This window comes from Afipia sp. MLSD5-FHT05B12 (genome assembly GCF_058793355.1).
Genome location: NZ_JBXAFS010000005.1, coordinates 222,144 through 240,039, shown reverse-complemented (window position 1 = coordinate 240,039; position 17,896 = coordinate 222,144). Strand labels below are relative to the sequence as shown.

General features: G+C 61.5%; 14 protein-coding genes. 9 read left to right on the top strand and 5 right to left on the bottom strand.

Going from position 1 to position 17,896, the window contains the following annotated elements; all coding sequences use genetic code 11:
• Positions 1–15 precede the first annotated feature (15 nt).
• The 7 genes from AC1Q6J_RS10050 to AC1Q6J_RS10020 all read left to right on the top strand — a co-directional run bounded on the left by AC1Q6J_RS10050 (position 16) and on the right by AC1Q6J_RS10020 (position 8,220).
• Complete coding sequence (locus AC1Q6J_RS10050) at positions 16–1,203, top strand: BaiN/RdsA family NAD(P)/FAD-dependent oxidoreductase (RefSeq protein WP_492279174.1); 1,188 nt, start codon at positions 16–18, stop codon at positions 1,201–1,203.
• Positions 1,204–1,394: 191 nt separating this feature from the next.
• Complete coding sequence (locus AC1Q6J_RS10045; protein ID WP_492279173.1) at positions 1,395–2,546, top strand: glycosyltransferase; 1,152 nt, start codon at positions 1,395–1,397, stop codon at positions 2,544–2,546.
• Positions 2,546–3,427: a squalene synthase HpnC gene (hpnC, locus tag AC1Q6J_RS10040; protein WP_492279172.1), complete on the top strand. Its 882-nt coding sequence runs from the start codon at positions 2,546–2,548 to the stop codon at positions 3,425–3,427. The genes AC1Q6J_RS10045 and hpnC overlap by 1 nt, the downstream gene beginning before the upstream one ends.
• A gap of 1 nt (position 3,428) precedes the next feature.
• Positions 3,429–4,283 carry a presqualene diphosphate synthase HpnD gene (hpnD, locus tag AC1Q6J_RS10035; protein WP_492279171.1) on the top strand — a complete coding sequence of 285 codons (855 nt, stop codon included), beginning with the start codon at positions 3,429–3,431 and terminating at the stop codon, positions 4,281–4,283.
• The gene (hpnE, locus tag AC1Q6J_RS10030; protein ID WP_492279170.1) at positions 4,283–5,542 is read left to right on the top strand and encodes a hydroxysqualene dehydroxylase HpnE; all 1,260 of its coding nucleotides are present in this window, start codon (positions 4,283–4,285) and stop codon (positions 5,540–5,542) included. Before hpnD ends, hpnE begins: the two co-directional genes overlap by 1 nt.
• An 18-nt stretch (positions 5,543–5,560) precedes the next feature.
• On the top strand, positions 5,561–7,531 hold the full coding sequence (gene shc, locus AC1Q6J_RS10025; RefSeq protein WP_492279169.1) for a squalene--hopene cyclase: 1,971 nt from the start codon (positions 5,561–5,563) through the stop codon (positions 7,529–7,531).
• On the top strand, positions 7,528–8,220 hold the full coding sequence (locus tag AC1Q6J_RS10020) for a phosphorylase (RefSeq protein WP_492279168.1): 693 nt from the start codon (positions 7,528–7,530) through the stop codon (positions 8,218–8,220). Before shc ends, AC1Q6J_RS10020 begins: the two co-directional genes overlap by 4 nt.
• Before the next feature lie 236 nt (positions 8,221–8,456).
• On the opposite strand, the gene hpnH is transcribed toward AC1Q6J_RS10020, so the two are convergent.
• From hpnH to dxs, 3 genes are read right to left on the bottom strand one after another with little or no spacing between them, the layout of a single operon-like run.
• The gene (gene hpnH / locus AC1Q6J_RS10015; protein ID WP_492279167.1) at positions 8,457–9,665 is read right to left on the bottom strand and encodes an adenosyl-hopene transferase HpnH; all 1,209 of its coding nucleotides are present in this window, start codon (positions 9,663–9,665) and stop codon (positions 8,457–8,459) included.
• Positions 9,666–9,671: 6 nt separating this feature from the next.
• Complete coding sequence (gene ispH, locus AC1Q6J_RS10010) at positions 9,672–10,631, bottom strand: 4-hydroxy-3-methylbut-2-enyl diphosphate reductase (RefSeq protein WP_492279166.1); 960 nt, start codon at positions 10,629–10,631, stop codon at positions 9,672–9,674.
• Positions 10,632–10,653: 22 nt separating this feature from the next.
• Entirely contained in the window at positions 10,654–12,570 is a 1,917-nt protein-coding gene (gene dxs / locus AC1Q6J_RS10005) for a 1-deoxy-D-xylulose-5-phosphate synthase (RefSeq protein ID WP_492279165.1), read from the bottom strand.
• A 213-nt stretch (positions 12,571–12,783) separates the two neighbouring features.
• Between dxs and hpnN the strand changes: the two genes are divergently transcribed.
• Positions 12,784–15,369: a hopanoid transporter HpnN gene (hpnN, locus tag AC1Q6J_RS10000; RefSeq protein WP_492279164.1), complete on the top strand. Its 2,586-nt coding sequence runs from the start codon at positions 12,784–12,786 to the stop codon at positions 15,367–15,369.
• A gap of 16 nt (positions 15,370–15,385) precedes the next feature.
• Here the strand turns inward: hpnN and AC1Q6J_RS09995 are convergent, their stop codons facing one another.
• On the bottom strand, positions 15,386–16,069 hold the full coding sequence (locus AC1Q6J_RS09995; protein ID WP_492279163.1) for a DUF2147 domain-containing protein: 684 nt from the start codon (positions 16,067–16,069) through the stop codon (positions 15,386–15,388).
• 48 nt (positions 16,070–16,117) lie between these two features.
• Between AC1Q6J_RS09995 and hpnO the strand changes: the two genes are divergently transcribed.
• A complete protein-coding gene (gene hpnO, locus AC1Q6J_RS09990; RefSeq protein ID WP_492279219.1) occupies positions 16,118–17,509 on the top strand; it encodes an aminobacteriohopanetriol synthase HpnO in 1,392 nt (463 codons plus the stop codon).
• Positions 17,510–17,557: 48 nt separating this feature from the next.
• On the opposite strand, the gene AC1Q6J_RS09985 is transcribed toward hpnO, so the two are convergent.
• Positions 17,558–17,800: a hypothetical protein gene (locus AC1Q6J_RS09985; RefSeq protein ID WP_492279162.1), complete on the bottom strand. Its 243-nt coding sequence runs from the start codon at positions 17,798–17,800 to the stop codon at positions 17,558–17,560.
• Between the last annotated feature and the right edge of the window lie 96 nt (positions 17,801–17,896).

Below are 17,896 nucleotides of genomic sequence, written 5' to 3'. Positions count from 1 at the left end.
GTCACCAGAGCATTCATGAAACAGCCGCTGGTTTATGATGTCGTCGTCCTCGGTGGAGGCGCGGCGGGCCTGATGTGCGCGGGTACTGCCGGTGGGCGCGGCCGGCGCGTGGCCGTGATCGAACAGGCCAAGCGGCCTGCCGAGAAAATCCGTATTTCCGGCGGCGGGCGCTGCAATTTCACCAACCTGCATACGACACCTGCGAATTTCCTGTCCCGCAATCCGCACTTCTGCAAGTCGGCACTGAGCGGCTACACCCAGCACGATTTCATCGCGCTGGTCGAGAAACACCGCATCGCCTATCACGAGAAGACGCGCGGGCAACTGTTCTGCGACGACTCCTCGCAGCGGATCATCGACATGCTGCTTGATGAGTGCGGAGCCGCGGGCGTGACGCTGCATTCGGGCACGAAAATATCGTCGGTCGCGAAGGGTGAGGGTGGATTCAGCATCGCCACCGATCGTGGCGACATACGCGGACAATCGCTGGTGATCGCCACCGGCGGTCCTTCGATTCCAAAAATGGGATCGAGCGGATTCGGCTACAGAATCGCCGAGCAGTTCGGTCTCAGGATCGTCCCGCCGCGCGCAGGGCTGGTGCCGCTGACGTTCGATGAAGCCTTGCTGGCGCGGTCGAAGGATCTCGCGGGTGTCGCGGTGGATGCGGTGGTGAGTTGCGATGGAGTGCAGTTCGACGAGGCGATGCTGTTCACCCATCGCGGATTGAGCGGCCCGGCGATCCTGCAGATTTCATCCTACTGGCGCGACGGAAATGACATTCAGATCGACATGGCCCCCGGCGTCGATGTCTTCGTCGCGTTGAAGGAGATGCGCCGCGATCATCCGCGTCAGGAACCGGCGACGGCGCTTGCGCGGCTGCTGCCGTCGCGGCTTGCACAGAGGATCGCGGAGGCGGGCGGTGGAGCCACGCGGATGGCGGACATATCCGACCGTCAATTGCTGGCGGTGGCCGCGCTCGTGAACAAATGGCAGGTGACCCCGCGCGGGACTGAAGGCTACCGGACAGCGGAAGTCACATTGGGCGGGGTCGATACCGCGGAATTGTCGTCAAAGACCTTTGAATCAAGGTCGGTGCCGGGACTGTTCTTCATCGGCGAGGTGATCGACGTCACCGGCCATCTCGGCGGCTTCAATTTCCAGTGGGCCTGGTCGTCGGGGTTTGCCGCAGGCCGGAATGTCTGACGGTTCCCCGGAAGCCATCCAGACGGGTTTTGTGATCCAAACACCCCTATAAACAACTGAAATTACACGAATATTTCATCCGAATGGAGGATTGTGCTAAGGGCTGCGAACCTGCTAATCGACTGCGGCGGAGGCCTGCTGCCTCGCTGTCCGAACCTGCTCGCGAGCCTGAATTGTCCGCTGAAATACCATTGGTCACCGCTGCCATAGCCTTGGCGATCTGGGTCTATCTGCTTGTGGCCCGGGGCGACTTCTGGCGAACGCAGAAGTTCGATGACCTTGCGCCAGCGCCCGGCTTCATGACCTGGCCGGCGATCGCTGTCGTCGTGCCGGCGCGGGACGAAGCCGCGGGCGTCGGCGCCAGCGTCGCCTCGATCCTGAGCCAGCCTTATCCCGGCACGTTGTCGATGATCCTGGTCGACGATCAAAGCCAGGATGGCACCTCGCAGATCGCAAGCGATGCCGCGGCAGCGATCGGCGCATCGGATCGCCTGACGGTGTTGCAGGGCCGCCCATTGCCGTCGGGCTGGACCGGCAAGCTCTGGGCGGTCAAGCAGGGGCTCACGCTGGTCGAAAGCAGCGCGACGCAACCAGAATATGTTCTTCTGACAGATGCCGACATCGTCTACTCCGGTGATGTGCTGATGCGGCTGGTGGCTCGCGCGCAAAACGAAAAGCTCGCGATGACGTCGATCATGGCGAAACTCCGCTGCGAGAGCCTTGCTGAAAAGTATCTGATCCCGGCCTTCATCTTCTTCTTCGGGATGCTCTATCCGTTCGGCTGGGTGCGCAGCCGCACGCGCGCGACTGGCGCGGCCGCGGGCGGATGCATTCTGGCGCGATGGGACGCGCTGAAGAACGCAGGCGGTATCGACGCCATTCGCGGATCGCTGATCGATGACTGCGCACTCGGGGCGCGGCTGAAGACACAGGGGCCGGTGTGGCTCGGTTTCTCGCAGAACGTCAAAAGCGTTCGGGCATCGGATACCGTCGGTGATGTTGGACAGATGATTTCGCGCTCGGCCTATGCGCAGTTGCACTATTCGGTGGCGCTTCTGATCGGAACCATCGTCGCGATGAGCATCGTGTTTCTCGCGCCGGTCCTTATCGCGCTGTTCGGCCACGGCCTTGCGGCGGTATTTGCGGCGGCCGCGTGGCTGCTGATGGCGCTCGCGTTCCAGCCCACGCTGCGGTACTATGGGCAGTCGGCTCTTTGGGGACCGGCGCTTCCCGCAATCGCAGTCGCTTACATGGCGTTCACGGTCAACTCCGCGATCCAGCACTTTCAGGGACGTGGCGGAATGTGGAAAGGCCGCGCTCAGGCACAGGTGTCCAGCTCGTAATGACAACAGCAGGCGAATTGCGGTCCGGCAAAGGCCACAAGGACGAGAACTTCCCGGTTGCGTCGTGGATCATCCATCCGCGCCACCGGGCGCTGATCCTTGCGTTCTACAATTTCGTGCGCACCGGCGACGACATCGCCGATCATGCGGCGCTGCCCGCGCAGGAGAAGCTCGACAGGCTCGATCTTCTGGAAGCCGAACTGCTGGGAAAGGGCGACACGCAGCCGGAAGCGGTGACGTTGCGCAAGGCGTTTGCCGAGCGCGGCATGTCGCCGAAGCATGCACAGGATCTGCTGAACGCGTTTCGTCTCGACGTCACCAAGCTGCGCTACGAGAACTGGGACGAAGTGATCCATTACTGTTCACTCTCGGCGATGCCGGTGGGCCGCTTCATGCTCGACGTTCATGGTGAAGACCGCTCGACCTGGGCAGCGTCTGACGCCATCTGCGCGGCATTGCAGATCAACAACCATTTGCAGGATTGCGGCAAGGACTACCGCGATCTCAACCGCGTCTACATTCCACGCGATGCGCTGGCAGCCTCAGGCGCGACCGTCGAGATGCTCGGAGAGGCGTGCTCCACGCCGGCGCTGCTGAAATGCCTGCATGCGCTGGCGCGGCGCACCGAGACGCTTCTGCACGAAGGCCGCTCGCTTCCGGGCGAGATCAGGGACACCCGGTTCGCGCTCGAGGTTTGCGTGATCGATGCCTTCGCCGACAAGATCGTGAACCTGCTGAAAGTGCGCGATCCGCTCAGCGAGAATGTTCATCTGTCAAAGGGGCAGATGGCCGGCGTTGCGCTGTCCGCCATGGCGGGTGGTTTGTTCCGGCGTGTGACGGGGCAGATGCCGCGTCCGGCCAGCACCGGACGCGTGATTTGACATGACCGCAACAAGCAGCAGCATCACCGCCGCCGCGCCGGAAGCGAATGCGCAGGGCGTCGCCTCCGGCAGTTCGTTCTACGCCGCGATGCGTATTCTGCCGCGCGAGCAGCGCGACGCGATGTTTTATATTTACAGCTTCTGCCGTCAGGTGGACGACATCGCCGACTCCGACGGGCCGCGCCCCGAACGTCTCAAGGCGCTGGATCAGTGGCGGCGCGATATCGATGCCCTCTATGCCGGAAATCCGCCGCAGCATCTGCGCGACTACGCGCCGTCTGTGAAGCAGTTCGGCCTGCGGCGCGAGGATTTCATCGCCATCATCGACGGGATGGAGATGGATGTCCCCGCCGACATCCGCGCGCCCGATGCGCGGACGCTCGATCTTTACTGCGACCGCGTTGCGAGTGCGGTGGGACGGCTGTCGGTGCGGGTGTTCGGCCTCGGCGAGGAAGACGGCATCCTGCTGGCGCACCATCTTGGCCGCGCGCTTCAGCTCACCAATATCCTCCGCGACATCGACGAGGATGCCGGGATCGGCCGGCTTTATCTCCCGCGCGAAAGCCTCAACGCCGCCGGCATCATGTCCAACGATCCGCTGGTGGTTGCATCCGATCCGCGATTGCCGCGGGCCTGTGAAGGCATTCTGAAGCAGGCGCGAGATCATTTCGCCAAGTCGAATGACATCATGGCGCGCAATTCACGCCGCGTCGTTCGCGCGCCGAAGATCATGTCGGAATATTATCACGCAATTCTGGAAAGGCTCGTGGAGCGCGGCTTCGCGCTGCCGCGCAAGCCGGTCAAGCTCAGCAAGGCCGCCAAGATTTTCATTCTCATTCGGTACGCATTCATCTGATGGCAAAAGCACATATCATCGGCGCCGGAGTCTCCGGCCTGTCCGCGGCTGTTCGGCTCGCGAATGAAGGATTTGAAGTCCACGTCCACGAGGCGACACAGCAGGCTGGTGGCCGCTGCCGCTCTTACTATGATGGTGCGACGGACATGGTCATCGACAACGGCAACCATCTGCTGCTGTCGGGCAATCTTCACGCGCGCTCCTATGCGCTGTCGATCGGGAGCGAACACGGGCTGGTGGGACCGGAGCGCGCGCAGTTCGATTTCGTCGATCTGAAAGCCGGCAAGCGCTGGATGCTCGATCTCGGCAACGGACGCATTCCGACATGGCTGTTCGACAAGACGCGCCGTGTGCCTGATACGAGTGTTGGTGACTACGTTGCGCTTGCGCCGTTAAGTTGGGCAGGCACCGACGCGCTGGTCGGCAAGACCATCAAGTGCGAAGGCACGTTGTATGAGCGCCTTGTACAGCCGCTGCTGCTCGCAGCGCTGAACGTCGATCCCCCAGACGGCTCCGCGGGTCTTGCGGGGGCTATCGTGCGCGAGACGCTGCTGGCTGGCGGTAAATCATGCCGTCCGCTGATCGCGCGTGAGGGCCTCAGTGCCGTGTTGGTCGATCCAGCGCTGAAACTGCTGCGTGAAAAAGGCGCATCGATCAACTTTGGCCATGAACTGCGTCAGGTGCTGATGGCCGGCGAGTCCATTTCGATGCTGGAATTCGGTGACGACACGATTGCTGTTGCGCCAGGCGATGTTGTCGTGCTGGCGGTTCCGCCGCGCTCCGCGTCGTCGATCCTGCCGGGCCTCAAGACGCCCACCAGGTTCCGCGCCATCGTCAACGCACATTTCCGCTACGATCCGCCGGACAACATGCCGCCGATGATGGGTGTGATCGGCGGACTGATTGAGTGGCTGTTCGCATTTCCGCAGCGGCTGTCCATCACCATCAGCGATGCCGACCGGCTGGTGAATGTGCCCCGCGAGCAGCTTGCGCGCGACATCTGGCGCGACATCTGCAAGGCCGCCGGCATGAGCGATGAGGTCGCGGAAGGTCCGTTGCCGCCGTGGCAGATTGTGCGCGAGCGCCGCGCCACATTTGAGGCAACCCCGGAACAAAATGCCATGCGTCCGGGGACGGTCACCGAGTGGAAAAACCTGTTCCTCGCGGGTGACTGGACTGATACGGGACTGCCAGCGACCATCGAAGGTTCGATCCGCTCCGGCGATCGCGCCGCCGATCTGGCGCTGCAAATGCGATAGCGGACAGACATGCAGGGCATGACTCTCGAGGATCACAAGGCCGGGGCCGCACCGTCAGCGGAGGCTGTCGATGCCAGCATCGCGGCCGCGAGCCGCGCCGTGCTGGACTATCGCAAGCCAGACGGCCACTGGGTGTTCGAGCTTGAAGCCGACGCGACGATTCCGGCCGAGTATGTCTTGCTGCGGCACTATCTGGCCGAGCCGGTCGATACCGCGCTTGAAGCCAGGATCGCGAACTATCTGCGCCGTATCCAGAACGCGAATGGCGGCTGGTCACTGTTCTACGGCCACGAGTTCGATATGAGCGCCAGCGTGAAGGCCTACTTCGCGCTCAAGATGATCGGTGACTCGCCCGACGCGCCGCATATGAAGAAAGCGCGCGAGGAGATGCTTCGCCGCGGCGGCGCGATCAAGAGCAACGTGTTCACCCGCATCATGCTGGCGCTGTTCGGTGTCGTGACATGGCGCGCCGCGCCGATGATGCCCGTGGAGATCATGCTGCTGCCGCGCTGGTTTCCGATTCACCTGACCAAGATTTCGTACTGGGCGCGTACCGTCATCGTGCCGCTCCTGGTGCTGATGAACAAGAAGCCGCGCGCGCGCAATCCGCTTGGCGTCGGCATCGATGAACTGTTTCTGGAAGATCCGAAGTCCATCGGCATGACGGCGAAGGCTCCGCATCAGAGCCAGCTCTGGTTCACCGGATTCAACCTTCTCGACAAGGTCTTGCGCGTCGTCGATCCGCTGTTTCCGAAAGCTCCGCGTCAGCGCGCCATCGACAAGGCCGTGGCGTTTGTCACAGAGCGGCTGAACGGCGTTGACGGTCTCGGCGCGATCTTCCCGGCGATGGCCAACACCGTGATGATGTATGACCTGCTCGGTTATCCGAAGGATCATCCGCACTATGTGCTGGCGCGGCAGTCGATTGAAAACCTGCTTGTCGTCAAGGACGACGAGGCTTACTGCCAGCCGTGTGTCTCGCCGATCTGGGATACCGCGCTGACCGCGCACGCCATGATCGAGGTCGGCGGCGAGAAAGAAGTTGCCTCCGCCAAGGCCGCGCTTGACTGGCTCAAGCCCAAGCAGGTTCTCGATGTCGAGGGCGACTGGATCGAGAAGCGTCCGGGCGTGCGTCCGGGCGGCTGGGCGTTCCAGTACAACAACGCACATTATCCAGATCTCGACGACACGGCTGTTGTGGTCATGGCGATGGATCGTGCGCGCGGAACGCTCAATGCCGGCACCAGGTACGACGAGCCGATCGCGCGCGGCCGCGAGTGGATCGACGGCCTGCAAAGCAAGGACGGCGGCTGGGCGGCGTTCGATGCCGACAATCTCGAATACTATCTCAACAACATTCCGTTCTCGGACCACGGTGCGTTGCTCGATCCGCCGACCGAAGACGTCACCGCGCGCTGCGTCTCGATGCTGGCGCAGCTCGGCGAGACCGTGAAGACCAGCGAGGCTCTGGCCCGAGGCGTGGAGTATCTGCGCCGGACCCAACTACCTGACGGGTCATGGTTCGGGCGCTGGGGCGTGAACTACATCTATGGCACGTGGTCGGTGCTCTGCGCGCTGAATGCGGCGGGGGTCGATCATGCGGAGCCTGTGATGGCGAAGGCCGCCGACTGGCTGATCTCGATCCAGAACAGCGATGGCGGCTGGGGCGAGGACGGCAACAGCTACCGGCTCGATTACAGGGGCTATGAGAAGGCCGATTCGACCGCCTCGCAGACGGCCTGGGCGACGCTGGCCCTGATGGCGGCCGGGAAGGTCGACCATCCGGCGACCCAGCGCGGCATCGCCTATTTGATTCAGTTCCAAGGCAAAGACGGGCTCTGGACCGAGCCGCAGTACACCGGGGGCGGGTTCCCACGTGTGTTCTATTTGCGATACCACGGGTATTCCAAGTTCTTCCCCCTGTGGGCGCTGGCGCGATACCGGAATCTGCGTAATACTAACAGCCGCTTCGTGGGGATCGGAATGTGATTATAGGCGCGGGCGGGGACGCCGCACACGACGGGCTGCCAGTCCTGATTGTTACTGGCTTGAAACAGGAGGCCCGCATCGCTGCCGGGCCCGGTCTCACCGTCATCTGCAGTTCCAGCAATCCAGTACAGCTACGCGAAATGATGACGTCGTTCGACCCGGCGAGCATTCGCGGCATCGTGAGCTTCGGCGTCGCCGGCGGTCTCAATCCGTCGCTCAAGTCAGGTGACGTTGTCGTTGCATCACAGATCGTGACCGCAAAACGCCGCTGGTCGACCGAGGCGTCGCTGACGGAAAATCTCGTGGCGCTGCCGGTGAAGCGCCGCCGCTCGATCGTTTCAGGCGTCCTCGCCGGTGTCGAAGAGGTCGTGACCGGCCAGGTAGCCAAGGCTGCGCTGCGCGCCACCACCGGCGCCGATGCGGTCGACATGGAGAGCCATATCGCGGCGCGATACGCGGAATACAACGGTTTGCCGTTCGCCGCGGTGCGCGTGATCAGCGATCCGTCGCACCGCGCGCTGCCGGAGCTGACGATGAGTGCCATCAAGCCGAACGGCAATGTCGATATGTGGAAGGTGATGCGCGGGATCGCGCGTAACCCGAAGACGATCCCGCATCTGATTTCGACGGGACGCGACTTCAGCCGCGCGCTACGGTCGCTGAAGGGCTGCCGGGAAGCCTTGGGCTGAAGGCTCACTTCTGCGTCATTGCGAGCGAAGCGAAGCAATCCGGACGAGACATAGGTTTAGCCAGCGCAGCCCGGATGAAGCGTAGCGCAATCCGGGATCTGCGCGCAGTGGATTCAAAGTCCCGGATTACGCAAATGCTCCATCCGGGCTACGCTGGCTCGCAATGACGTGCAGTTGATCGAAACAAAAAAGGCGCGAGCATTGCTCGCGCCTTTCGATATTTACGCGGTCTGATATCAGGCCGCAGTCGATGCGCTGGTTGATGCAGGCGCTGTCGTGGCTGCGGCGAGCTTCGCTGCCTCGAGTTTAGCAGTTTTGGCTTCCGCCGCCTTCGCTTCGTCGGCGCGGATTTCCGACAGACGCTTCTGCACTTCCGACGAGAACACGTACTGCGCCGGACGCTGCTTCGACATGTCGATTTCAGGCGCCATCGGGCCCTCGGTCTTGATGCCGAACAGCGAGACCTTCAGCGCCTTGAGCGGATTGCTGACAGCAGCGTTGGCAGCAGTCGGCTCATAGCCGCAATGCGCCATGCAGTCCGCGCACTTCTCGTACTTGCCGGTGCCGTAGGTGTCCCAGTCGGTGGTTTCCATCAGCTCCTTGAAGGTCTTGGTGTAGCCTTCACCGAGCAGGTAGCAAGGCTTCTGCCAGCCGAAGATATTGCGGGCAGGCATGCCCCACGGCTCGCACTCGAAATTCTGGTTGCCGGCGAGGAAGTCGAGGAACAGGCCGGAGTGCATGAAATTCCACTTCTTGCCCTTGCCGAGCGCGAACACGTCGCGGAACAGCTTCTTGGTCTTGGTGCGGTTCAGGAAGTGCTCCTGATCCGGCGCGCGCTCATAGGCGTAGCCGGGGGACATCGAGACGCCGACCCCAAGCTCAGTGGTGAAGTCGAGGAATTTCGCGATGTCTTCAGCGGCGTGGCCGTCGAAGATGGTCGCATTCACGTTCACGGTGAAGCCGCGAGCCTTGGCAGCCTTGATCGCGGACACGGCGCGGTCGAATACGCCCTTCTGCGACACGGCCTTGTCGTGATGATCCTTCAGGCCGTCGAGATGCACCGAGAAGAACAGGTAAGGCGAGGGCTCGAACAGATCGAGCTTCTTCTCGAGCAGCAGCGCGTTGGTGCAGAGCGAGACGAATTTCTTGCGCTCGACCAGGCCGCGCACGATCTCGCCGATCTCCTTGTGGATCAGCGGTTCGCCGCCCGGGATCGCAACCATCGGTGCGCCGCATTCGTCGGCGGCGTCCCAGCACTCCTGCGCCGACATGCGGCGATTCAGGATCGCATCGGGGTAATCGATCTTGCCGCAACCGACGCAGGCGAGGTTGCAGCGGAAGAGCGGCTCCAGCATCAGCACCAGAGGATAACGCTTACGGCCAAGCAGCTTCTGCTTAACGAGGTACGAGCCGATCTTGATCTCTTTGAAAAACGGTATCGCCATGAATGTTTATCTTTCTTGCATCACGGGAGAGAGGCGCGGCTGGCGTTGGGTCAGCTCGGCCGGCAGTCTGAATTCGATATTTTCCTCCCGGCCCGGCAGCACGGACACTGTCACCGGTCCGATTCTCCGCAGGGCGTCAATTACATCGTCCACCAGCACCTCCGGCGCCGAGGCGCCTGCGGTGATGCCGACGGTCTTTGCGTCTTTCAACCATTCCGGATTGAGCTGGCTGCCGTCGGCGATGAGGTAGCTCGGGACGCCGACTTCGGTCCCGATTTCGCGGAGGCGGTTGGAGTTGGAACTGTTCGTCGCGCCGACAACCAGAATGACATCGACGAGCTTGCTGAGGTCTCGCACCGAAGACTGGCGGTTTTGTGTCGCGTAGCAGATGTCGCGGGTATCGGGACCTTCGAGGTCGCTGAAACGATCTTCAAGAGCCGCGATGATGTCGCGGGTGTCGTCGACGCTCAGCGTGGTCTGGGTGATGTAAGCCATCGGCTCGTCGCTCGGCAGGCCGAGCGCCGCGACGTCCTCGACGCTCTGCACAAGGATCACGGGGCCTGGCACCTGACCCATGGTGCCGACGACTTCCGGGTGGCCTTCATGGCCGATCAGAACGAGCTTGCGTCCCTTGGAGACGTAGCGCTTGCCCTGATTGTGGACCTTGGTCACGAGCGGGCAGGTGGCGTTGAGAACGGGGAGGTCGCGTGACGCAGCCTCTTCCTCGACACTCTTGGCGACACCGTGAGCGCTGAACACCGTGATCGCGTTCGCCGGCACTTCGTGCAGATCCTCGACGAACACCGCGCCTTTGGCTTTCAGGCTTTCGACAACGTACTTGTTATGCACGATTTCGTGGCGAACATAGACCGGCGGGCCATACTTCTCGAGCGCGCGTTCGACGATCTCGATCGCACGCACCACGCCAGCGCAAAACCCGCGGGGCTGAGCCAGCAGGATCTTCATGGGAGGCTTGCTGGGCACTGGATTAAGCAAGCTGCACCGCGCTGATCTCGCCTTCGCGGCCCAGTGCCTCGAAGACACGCGTCACGATGCCCTTGGCGTCGAGACCGGCCTTTGCGTACATCGCAGCCGGGCTGTCCTGATCGATAAACGTATCGGGAAGAACCATGGAGCGAACCTTCAGTCCCTTATCCAGCGCGCCGTTCTCCGCAAGGGTATGCAAGACCTGCGCCCCGAAGCCGCCGATCGAGCCTTCCTCGACGGTGACGAGTACGTCGTGATCGCGCGCCAGACGCAGGATCAGATCCGTGTCGATCGGCTTGGCAAATCTGGCATCGGCGACGGTCGCCGTTAAGCCATGGTTTTTTAGAATGTCTGCAGCTTTCAGACATTCCTGAAGCCGGGTGCCGAGCGATACCAGCGCCACGGAGGTGCCTTCGCGGACGATGCGGCCCTTGCCGATCTCCAGCGGGACGCCGACCGGCGGCAGGTCGACGCCGACACCGTCGCCGCGCGGGAAGCGGATGGCGGACGGACGATCGTCGATCGCGGCAGCAGTCGCGACCATATGAACCAGTTCGGCCTCATCGGCGGCGGCCATCAAGACCATCCCCGGCAAACAGCCGAGATAGGCGAGGTCGAACGAACCCGCGTGGGTCGGTCCATCCGCGCCGACGAGACCCGCGCGGTCGATGATGAACCGAACCGGCAGACCTTGAATGGCGACGTCATGCACCACCTGGTCGTAGGCGCGTTGCAGGAACGTGGAGTAGATAGCAACGAACGGCTTCAGGCCCTCGGAAGCAAGACCGGCGGCGAAGGTCACGCCATGCTGCTCGGCGATACCCACGTCGAAGGTCCGCTCGGGGAAAGCCTTGCCGAAGATGTCGACGCCGGTGCCGGACGGCATGGCGGCGGTGATCGCGACGATCTTGTCGTCTTTCTCGGCTTCCTGGACCAGGCTCTGGCCGAACACCTTGGTGTAGGCGGGGGCATTGGCCTGAGCCTTCGCCTGCTTGCCGGTGGCGACATCGAACTTGACTACGCCGTGATACTTGTCGGCGGAGGTCTCGGCCGGGGTATAGCCCTTGCCCTTTTCGGTGACGACGTGGATCAGGGTCGGGCCGACCTTCGAATCCCGCACGTTCTTGAGGACGGGAAGCAGATGGTCGAGGTTGTGACCGTCGATCGGGCCGACGTAGAAGAAGCCGAGTTCCTCGAACAGGGTTCCGCCGGACAGGAAGCCGCGGGCGTATTCCTCGGCGCGCTGCGCGCCCTTTTCGATGAACTTCGGAAGACGCTTGGCGACCTGCTTGCCGATCTCGCGCAGTGAGCGGTAAGTGTTGCTGGACGTCAGGCGTGACAGGTAAGCAGACATGGCGCCAACCGGCGGCGCGATCGACATTTCGTTATCATTGAGAATGACAATCAGGCGCGAATCCATCGCCCCTGCATTGTTCATCGCCTCGTAGGCCATGCCGGCTGACATCGCGCCATCGCCGATGACAGCGACGATATTTCGCTCTTCGCCGGCGAGATCCCGCGCGACGGCCATGCCGAGGCCTGCTGAAATGGACGTCGACGAGTGCGCGGCGCCGAAACAGTCGTATTCGCTCTCCGCGCGCTTGGTGAAGCCGGACAAGCCGCCACCCTGACGCAGGGTGCGAATCCGGTCGCGCCGTTCCGTCAGGATCTTGTGGGGATAGGCCTGATGCCCGACGTCCCAGATGACGCGGTCGGAAGGCGTATTAAAAACATGATGTATTGCAACCGTCAGTTCAACGACACCAAGACCGGAGCCGAGATGCCCACCAGTAACCGCAACCGCGCTGATCGTTTCGGCGCGAAGTTCTGCCGCAACTTGAGGCAGATCGCTTTCCTTCATCTTCCGAAGGTCAGCGGGCGACTTGATTGCGTCGAGCAATGGGGTTGAAGAGGTCATACCAAGGCTTCCAATGCGACTGTGGAACAAGACGAGAACATTTTGCAGTGTAGCATTATTGCAGCTATGCAGCAGTAGTTCTGAGGAACTGCTGGTTAAAAGCCACTATTGTGTGACTTAAGGGCATCGTTTGAGGCATCAGTAAGTTAACGGCTTGCCTCCCCGGCAGTTGCCTTTACCCCAAGCTGGCCGCCAGAAATAGAAAGAAAACCTGTGCTGACAAGGACTATTGTATCGCTTGTTCGTTTTTGCACGCGCCATGCATGGCTGGTCCTCGTGGCCGGCTTGGCTCTGGCAGCCGCGGCAGGCGTCTATTCCCACCGGAACTTTGCCATCAATACCGATGTTGCAACGCTAATCTCCCCTAATCTGGACTGGCGAAAGCGCGAAATCGACTTCGAAAAGGCCTTTCCGGGCCGAAACGACTCGATTCTGGCCGTTGTAGAGGCGCCGACACCGGAACTTGCCCGGCAGGCCGGCGACGCCCTTGAGAAGAAGTTGCGGCCACAGACCGAAAGGTTCATTTCGATCCGGCGGCCGGGCGGCGGGGCCTTTTTTGACAATAACGGTCTTTTGTTCCTGCCCACCCCGGAGGTGGCCAAACAGACCGGGCAACTGGCCTCGGCAGCCCCGCTTTTCGAGATTCTGGTGGATGACCCAAGCCTGCGGGGCCTGACCGGCGTCCTGGAATTCGGTCTGGCCGGTTCCCAGCGGGGACAGTATTCGCGCGATTCCATGGCCCGGCCGCTGAACCTCGTGGCCGATACCGTCGAGAAAGTCGTGGCGAACAAGCCGGCGGCCTTCTCCTGGAAGGAACTCTCCAGCAACGAGCCGCTGACGCCTTCCGACACCCGCGCGCTGCTCCAGATACGGCCTGTACTCGACTTCAAGGCGCTGGAGCCGGGCGGAGCGGCCACCGACGCTATTCGTGCCGCAGCCAAGGATCTTCATCTTGCCGATACCTACGGTGCCCGCGTTCGCCTGACCGGGCCCGTTCCCATCGCGAACGACGAATTCGCGACAGTGCAGGAGGGGGCGCTCGTTACCCACACGGGTACGGTCCTGATCGTGCTGTTCATCCTGTGGTGCGCGCTGAAGTCATCCAAGATCATCGGCGCGGTTTTCATCACGCTCATCATCGGTCTGTCGATCACCACAGCCGTCGGTCTTATGCTCGTCGGTGCGTTCAATCTGATTTCGATTGCGTTCTTCGTGCTGTTTGTCGGTCTCGGGGTGGATTTCGGCATTCAGTACAGCGTGCGCTATCGCGCTGAACGTCACGAAATCGGTCAGCTCGATCCCGCGCTGGAGAAAGCCGCGGAGTATTCCGCCGTTCCGCTCACGCTTGCGGCGGTGGCTACCGCTGCCGGCTTCCTCTCATTTTTGCCAACCGACTACAAAGGCGTGTCGGAACTCGGAAAAATTGCCGGCGCGGGCATGATTATCGCATTCATCGCCGCCATCACCGTGCTGCCCGCGTTACTCAAGATTCTGAATCCTCCGGGCGAGGCCGAGCCGCTCGGCTTCAAGTTTCTGGCGCCGGTCGATCGTTTTCTGGAACGGCACCGTGTCGGCGTTGTTGCGGCGACACTCGGCGTCGCCGTTCTGGGCTTGCCGTTGCTGTACTTCCTGCAATTCGACTTCAATCCGATGAATCTGCGCAGCGCGAAGGTTGAGTCGGTTGCGACGTATCTGGATCTTCGACGCGATCCCAATACCGGCACCAATGCGGTCGAGGTCCTGGCTCCTTCCGCGACAGCGGCCAGGCAAATTCAGGAACGGCTTGCGAAGCTTCCCGAAGTCTCCCGGACGATCTCGCTGGATACCTTCATTCCTGACGACCAGCCGGCCAAGCTCGCGATCATTCGCAAGGCTGCCGCGTCGCTCAACCCGATTCTGAATGAGACATCGCGCGGCACGGCGCCGTCCGACGAGGAAAATATCGCTGCGCTGAAGGGTTCGGTGGAGAGTCTGCGCAAGACCGCGGGCGACGACAAGGGCCCGGGGGCGGTGGCTGCACGGCGGCTCGCGGATGCGCTGGACAAGCTTGCGCAGGCTGAGAAAGCCACGCGCGAGAAGGCGACCGTGACTTTCATCTCGCCGTTGAACGTGGCGCTGGATCAGGTTCGCGGTCTGCTCAAGGCTCAACCTGTGAGCGTGAAGACCCTTCCGCCGGACATCCTGCACGACTGGACGTCCGCCGACGGCAGAACGCGCGTCGAAGCGCAGCCGAAGGGCGATCCCAACGACAACGATACCTTGCGCGCTTTCGCAGGTGCTGTTCTGAAAGTTCAACCCGACGCCATCGGCGGCCCGATCTCGATTCTGAAATCCGGCGATACTATCGTCAGGGCGTTCATCCATGCCGGTTTCTGGGCGCTGCTGTCGATTGCGATCCTGCTCTGGATCGTACTCAAGCGGATCGGCGATGTGCTGTTGACGCTGGTCCCATTGGTTCTGGCAGGAGTGGTGACGCTCGAGATATGCGTCCTGATCGGACTGCCGATGAACTTCGCCAACATCATCGCGCTGCCGCTGCTGCTTGGCATCGGCGTCGCGTTCAAAATCTACTATGTGACGGCATGGCGGGCCGGACAGACCGATCTGCTGCAATCAAGCCTGACGCGCGCGATCTTCTTCAGCGCAATGACGACCGCGACGGCGTTCGGCAGCCTCTGGCTGTCGAGCCACCCCGGTACGTCGAGCATGGGAAAATTGCTGGCGCTGTCGCTGGTGACCACGCTCGCGGCGGCAGTGCTGTTTCAGCCGGCACTCATGGGCAAGCCGCGCGATCAATAGCGAGGCTCAACCCATTTCACTGGCGAGGCGCGTTCGCGATCTCAGGGAGGAGGCAGACTTCGGAAGTCGCTGGATCTGCTGATCCCGCCTTCGCCGTACCGCCCTTTGGCGCAGCCGGTTTCGGTGTGCCGATCGGCGTCGGGAATGGCTGCGCGGTTTTTGGGACACCGGCACTTGTAGCGCCAGTTTTGGCGCCGCCTGGGGCTGGTGCGCTTTCAACGACGCGGGTCCAGGTCTGGCCGCCGCACAGAATCATGGCCACGCAGCCCTCGATACGCAGCGCGTTGGCCGATTTGAGCTGGATCGAGGAGTCATAGGTTTTGCCGCTGGTGGCGTCGTAAACCTTGCCTTCCCACTTGTCCTTCTCGTCTTCGGCCTTCTTCATGTTCAGGAGAATCGGCATGCCCAGCAGGGGACGCGTCCGTTTCGCCTTGTCGGGATTGTTTTTGTCCAGGCCGCCGGGGATGGATTCAGAGGCAACGACACCCCACAGCCTCGAATTGCAATCGACGATTCGAATCGTTGCCTTGCCGTCTTCGTCGCGCCACTCGCCCAGCGGTTCGGCAGCAGAGGCAGCACCGGCAGCAGCGAGCAAGAACATTCCACTAAAGGCTAGTTTCTTCATGAATCCTCGCGTGCATTGCAACCAATTTAAACACAAACACGGTGCATTGTTCCAGAGATTGACAAAACGACGCATATACTAATTTCAGTTGACTAGAAGCCTGGCAAACGAAGTATGTATGACATCATGCAGCCAAATCTAGACATTTCAGAGATGTTCGCGGATCGTCAATTCCAGCGCAATGCTCTGCATACGCGATATCTCAACGAGCAACTCGTCCGGGTTCTCAAGACCATCGGTTACGACGTCGGCTTTCAGCGCGGACAGGGACAGTATCTGTTCGACCGCGATGGCGATCGTTATCTCGACCTGTTGAGCGGGTTCGGTGTCTTCGCACTTGGCCGCAATCATCCAACCGTCAAGGACGCCCTCAAGAGTGTCCTGGACAGCGATCTTCCAAATCTCGTTCAACTCGATCTGTCCACGCTGGCCGGCATTCTGGCCGAGCGCCTGATCGCGCATGTGCCATATCTGGACAAGGTATTTTTTGCCAATTCAGGGACGGAATGTGTCGAAGCTGCGATCAAGTTCGCGCGCGGTGCGACCGGCCGAACCGGCATCGTTTATTGCGACCATGCCTATCACGGCCTGTCCTACGGCTCGTTGTCGCTGACCGGGGACAAGAATTTCCGCGACGGTTTCGGCCCGCTGCTGCCGGACTGTTTCTCGATTCCGTTCAATGACCTTGCCGCGCTGGAAAAAGCGCTGGTGTCCCGCCAGATCGCGGCCTTTATCGTCGAGCCGATCCAGGGCAAGGGCGTTAACATGCCCGACGACGGATATCTCGCAGCGGCCGCGGCATTGTGCAAACGGTACGGCACGCTATTCGTGGCGGATGAGATCCAGACCGGCATGGGACGCACCGGACGTTTCCTCGCTGTCGAACACTGGAATGTCGAACCCGACATGGTGCTGCTGTCGAAATCGCTCTCCGGTGGTCATATCCCGGTCGGGGCTGTGCTCACGCGCAAGGCGATTTTCGACAAGATTTTCGATCGCATGGATCGCGCGGTGGTCCATGGCTCGACGTTCTCCAAGAACGATCTCGCCATGGCCGCAGGCATTGCGACGCTGGAGGTCCTCAAGCAGGAGAAGGTGATCGAGAACGCAGCGGCGCGGGGCGCTGAACTGCTTGCGGCGCTGTCAGCAATGATTCCGCGTTATGAACTCTTGAAGGACGTGCGCGGCAAGGGATTGATGATCGGTGTCGAATTCGGTCCGCCGAAATCGCTGGCGCTCAAGGCGTCCTGGACCATGCTGGAAACGGCGAGCAAGGGCCTGTTCTGTCAATTGATTACCATCCCGCTGTTCAAGGATCACAAGATCCTCAGCCAGGTGTCTGGCCATGCCAGCCACACGATCAAGCTGCTGCCGACGCTTACGATCACGCAGGAAGATTGCAACTGGATCACCGGCGCTTTCGATACAGTGATTGAAAGCAGCCATCGCGTGCCGGGTGCGATCTGGTCGCTTGGCAAAACGCTGGTCGATAACGCAGCAAGAAAATCAGCCTGACAAAGCAGGCTGATCCGTCTCAGTCATCATGTGGGGAAGCGTGGCCGTTTACTGACCGTGGCTACGCAGAACGGTGTCGCACTTCTTGCTGATCTTCGGACGATTGGCCTGAAGACAGCCCAGAACCACGAAGTCGCCATCGTTCATCACGGTGCGGCAATGACGCGAGACGTCGGGCGCGCAGGCTTTCTGTTCTTCCGGTGTGCCGCCGCGCTGAGGAGCAGGTGCCTGCGCAAAAGCGCCAACGGTTGCCGAGACAAGCAAGGTGGTCGCGAGAAGTACTTTGAACATCGTTATCCCTTATGAAGGTCTAGCGTTCGATTGACCTGACTATAGGTCGAACACATCGGAATGCCAGATACAAGCCTTCACGCAGCGACACCGGCA

Coding starts and splice junctions, on each gene's coding strand:
- AC1Q6J_RS10050 (WP_492279174.1), top strand. CDS start 16: ATGAAACAGCCGCTGGTTTATGATGTCGTCGTCCTCGGTGGAGGCGCG.
- hpnE (WP_492279170.1), top strand. CDS start 4,283: ATGGCAAAAGCACATATCATCGGCGCCGGAGTCTCCGGCCTGTCCGCG.
- hpnC (WP_492279172.1), top strand. CDS start 2,546: ATGACAACAGCAGGCGAATTGCGGTCCGGCAAAGGCCACAAGGACGAG.
- shc (WP_492279169.1), top strand. CDS start 5,561: ATGACTCTCGAGGATCACAAGGCCGGGGCCGCACCGTCAGCGGAGGCT.
- dxs (WP_492279165.1), bottom strand. CDS start 12,570: ATGACCTCTTCAACCCCATTGCTCGACGCAATCAAGTCGCCCGCTGAC.
- AC1Q6J_RS09995 (WP_492279163.1), bottom strand. CDS start 16,069: ATGCGTCGTTTTGTCAATCTCTGGAACAATGCACCGTGTTTGTGTTTA.
- ispH (WP_492279166.1), bottom strand. CDS start 10,631: ATGAAGATCCTGCTGGCTCAGCCCCGCGGGTTTTGCGCTGGCGTGGTG.
- AC1Q6J_RS09985 (WP_492279162.1), bottom strand. CDS start 17,800: ATGTTCAAAGTACTTCTCGCGACCACCTTGCTTGTCTCGGCAACCGTT.
- hpnD (WP_492279171.1), top strand. CDS start 3,429: ATGACCGCAACAAGCAGCAGCATCACCGCCGCCGCGCCGGAAGCGAAT.
- hpnH (WP_492279167.1), bottom strand. CDS start 9,665: ATGGCGATACCGTTTTTCAAAGAGATCAAGATCGGCTCGTACCTCGTT.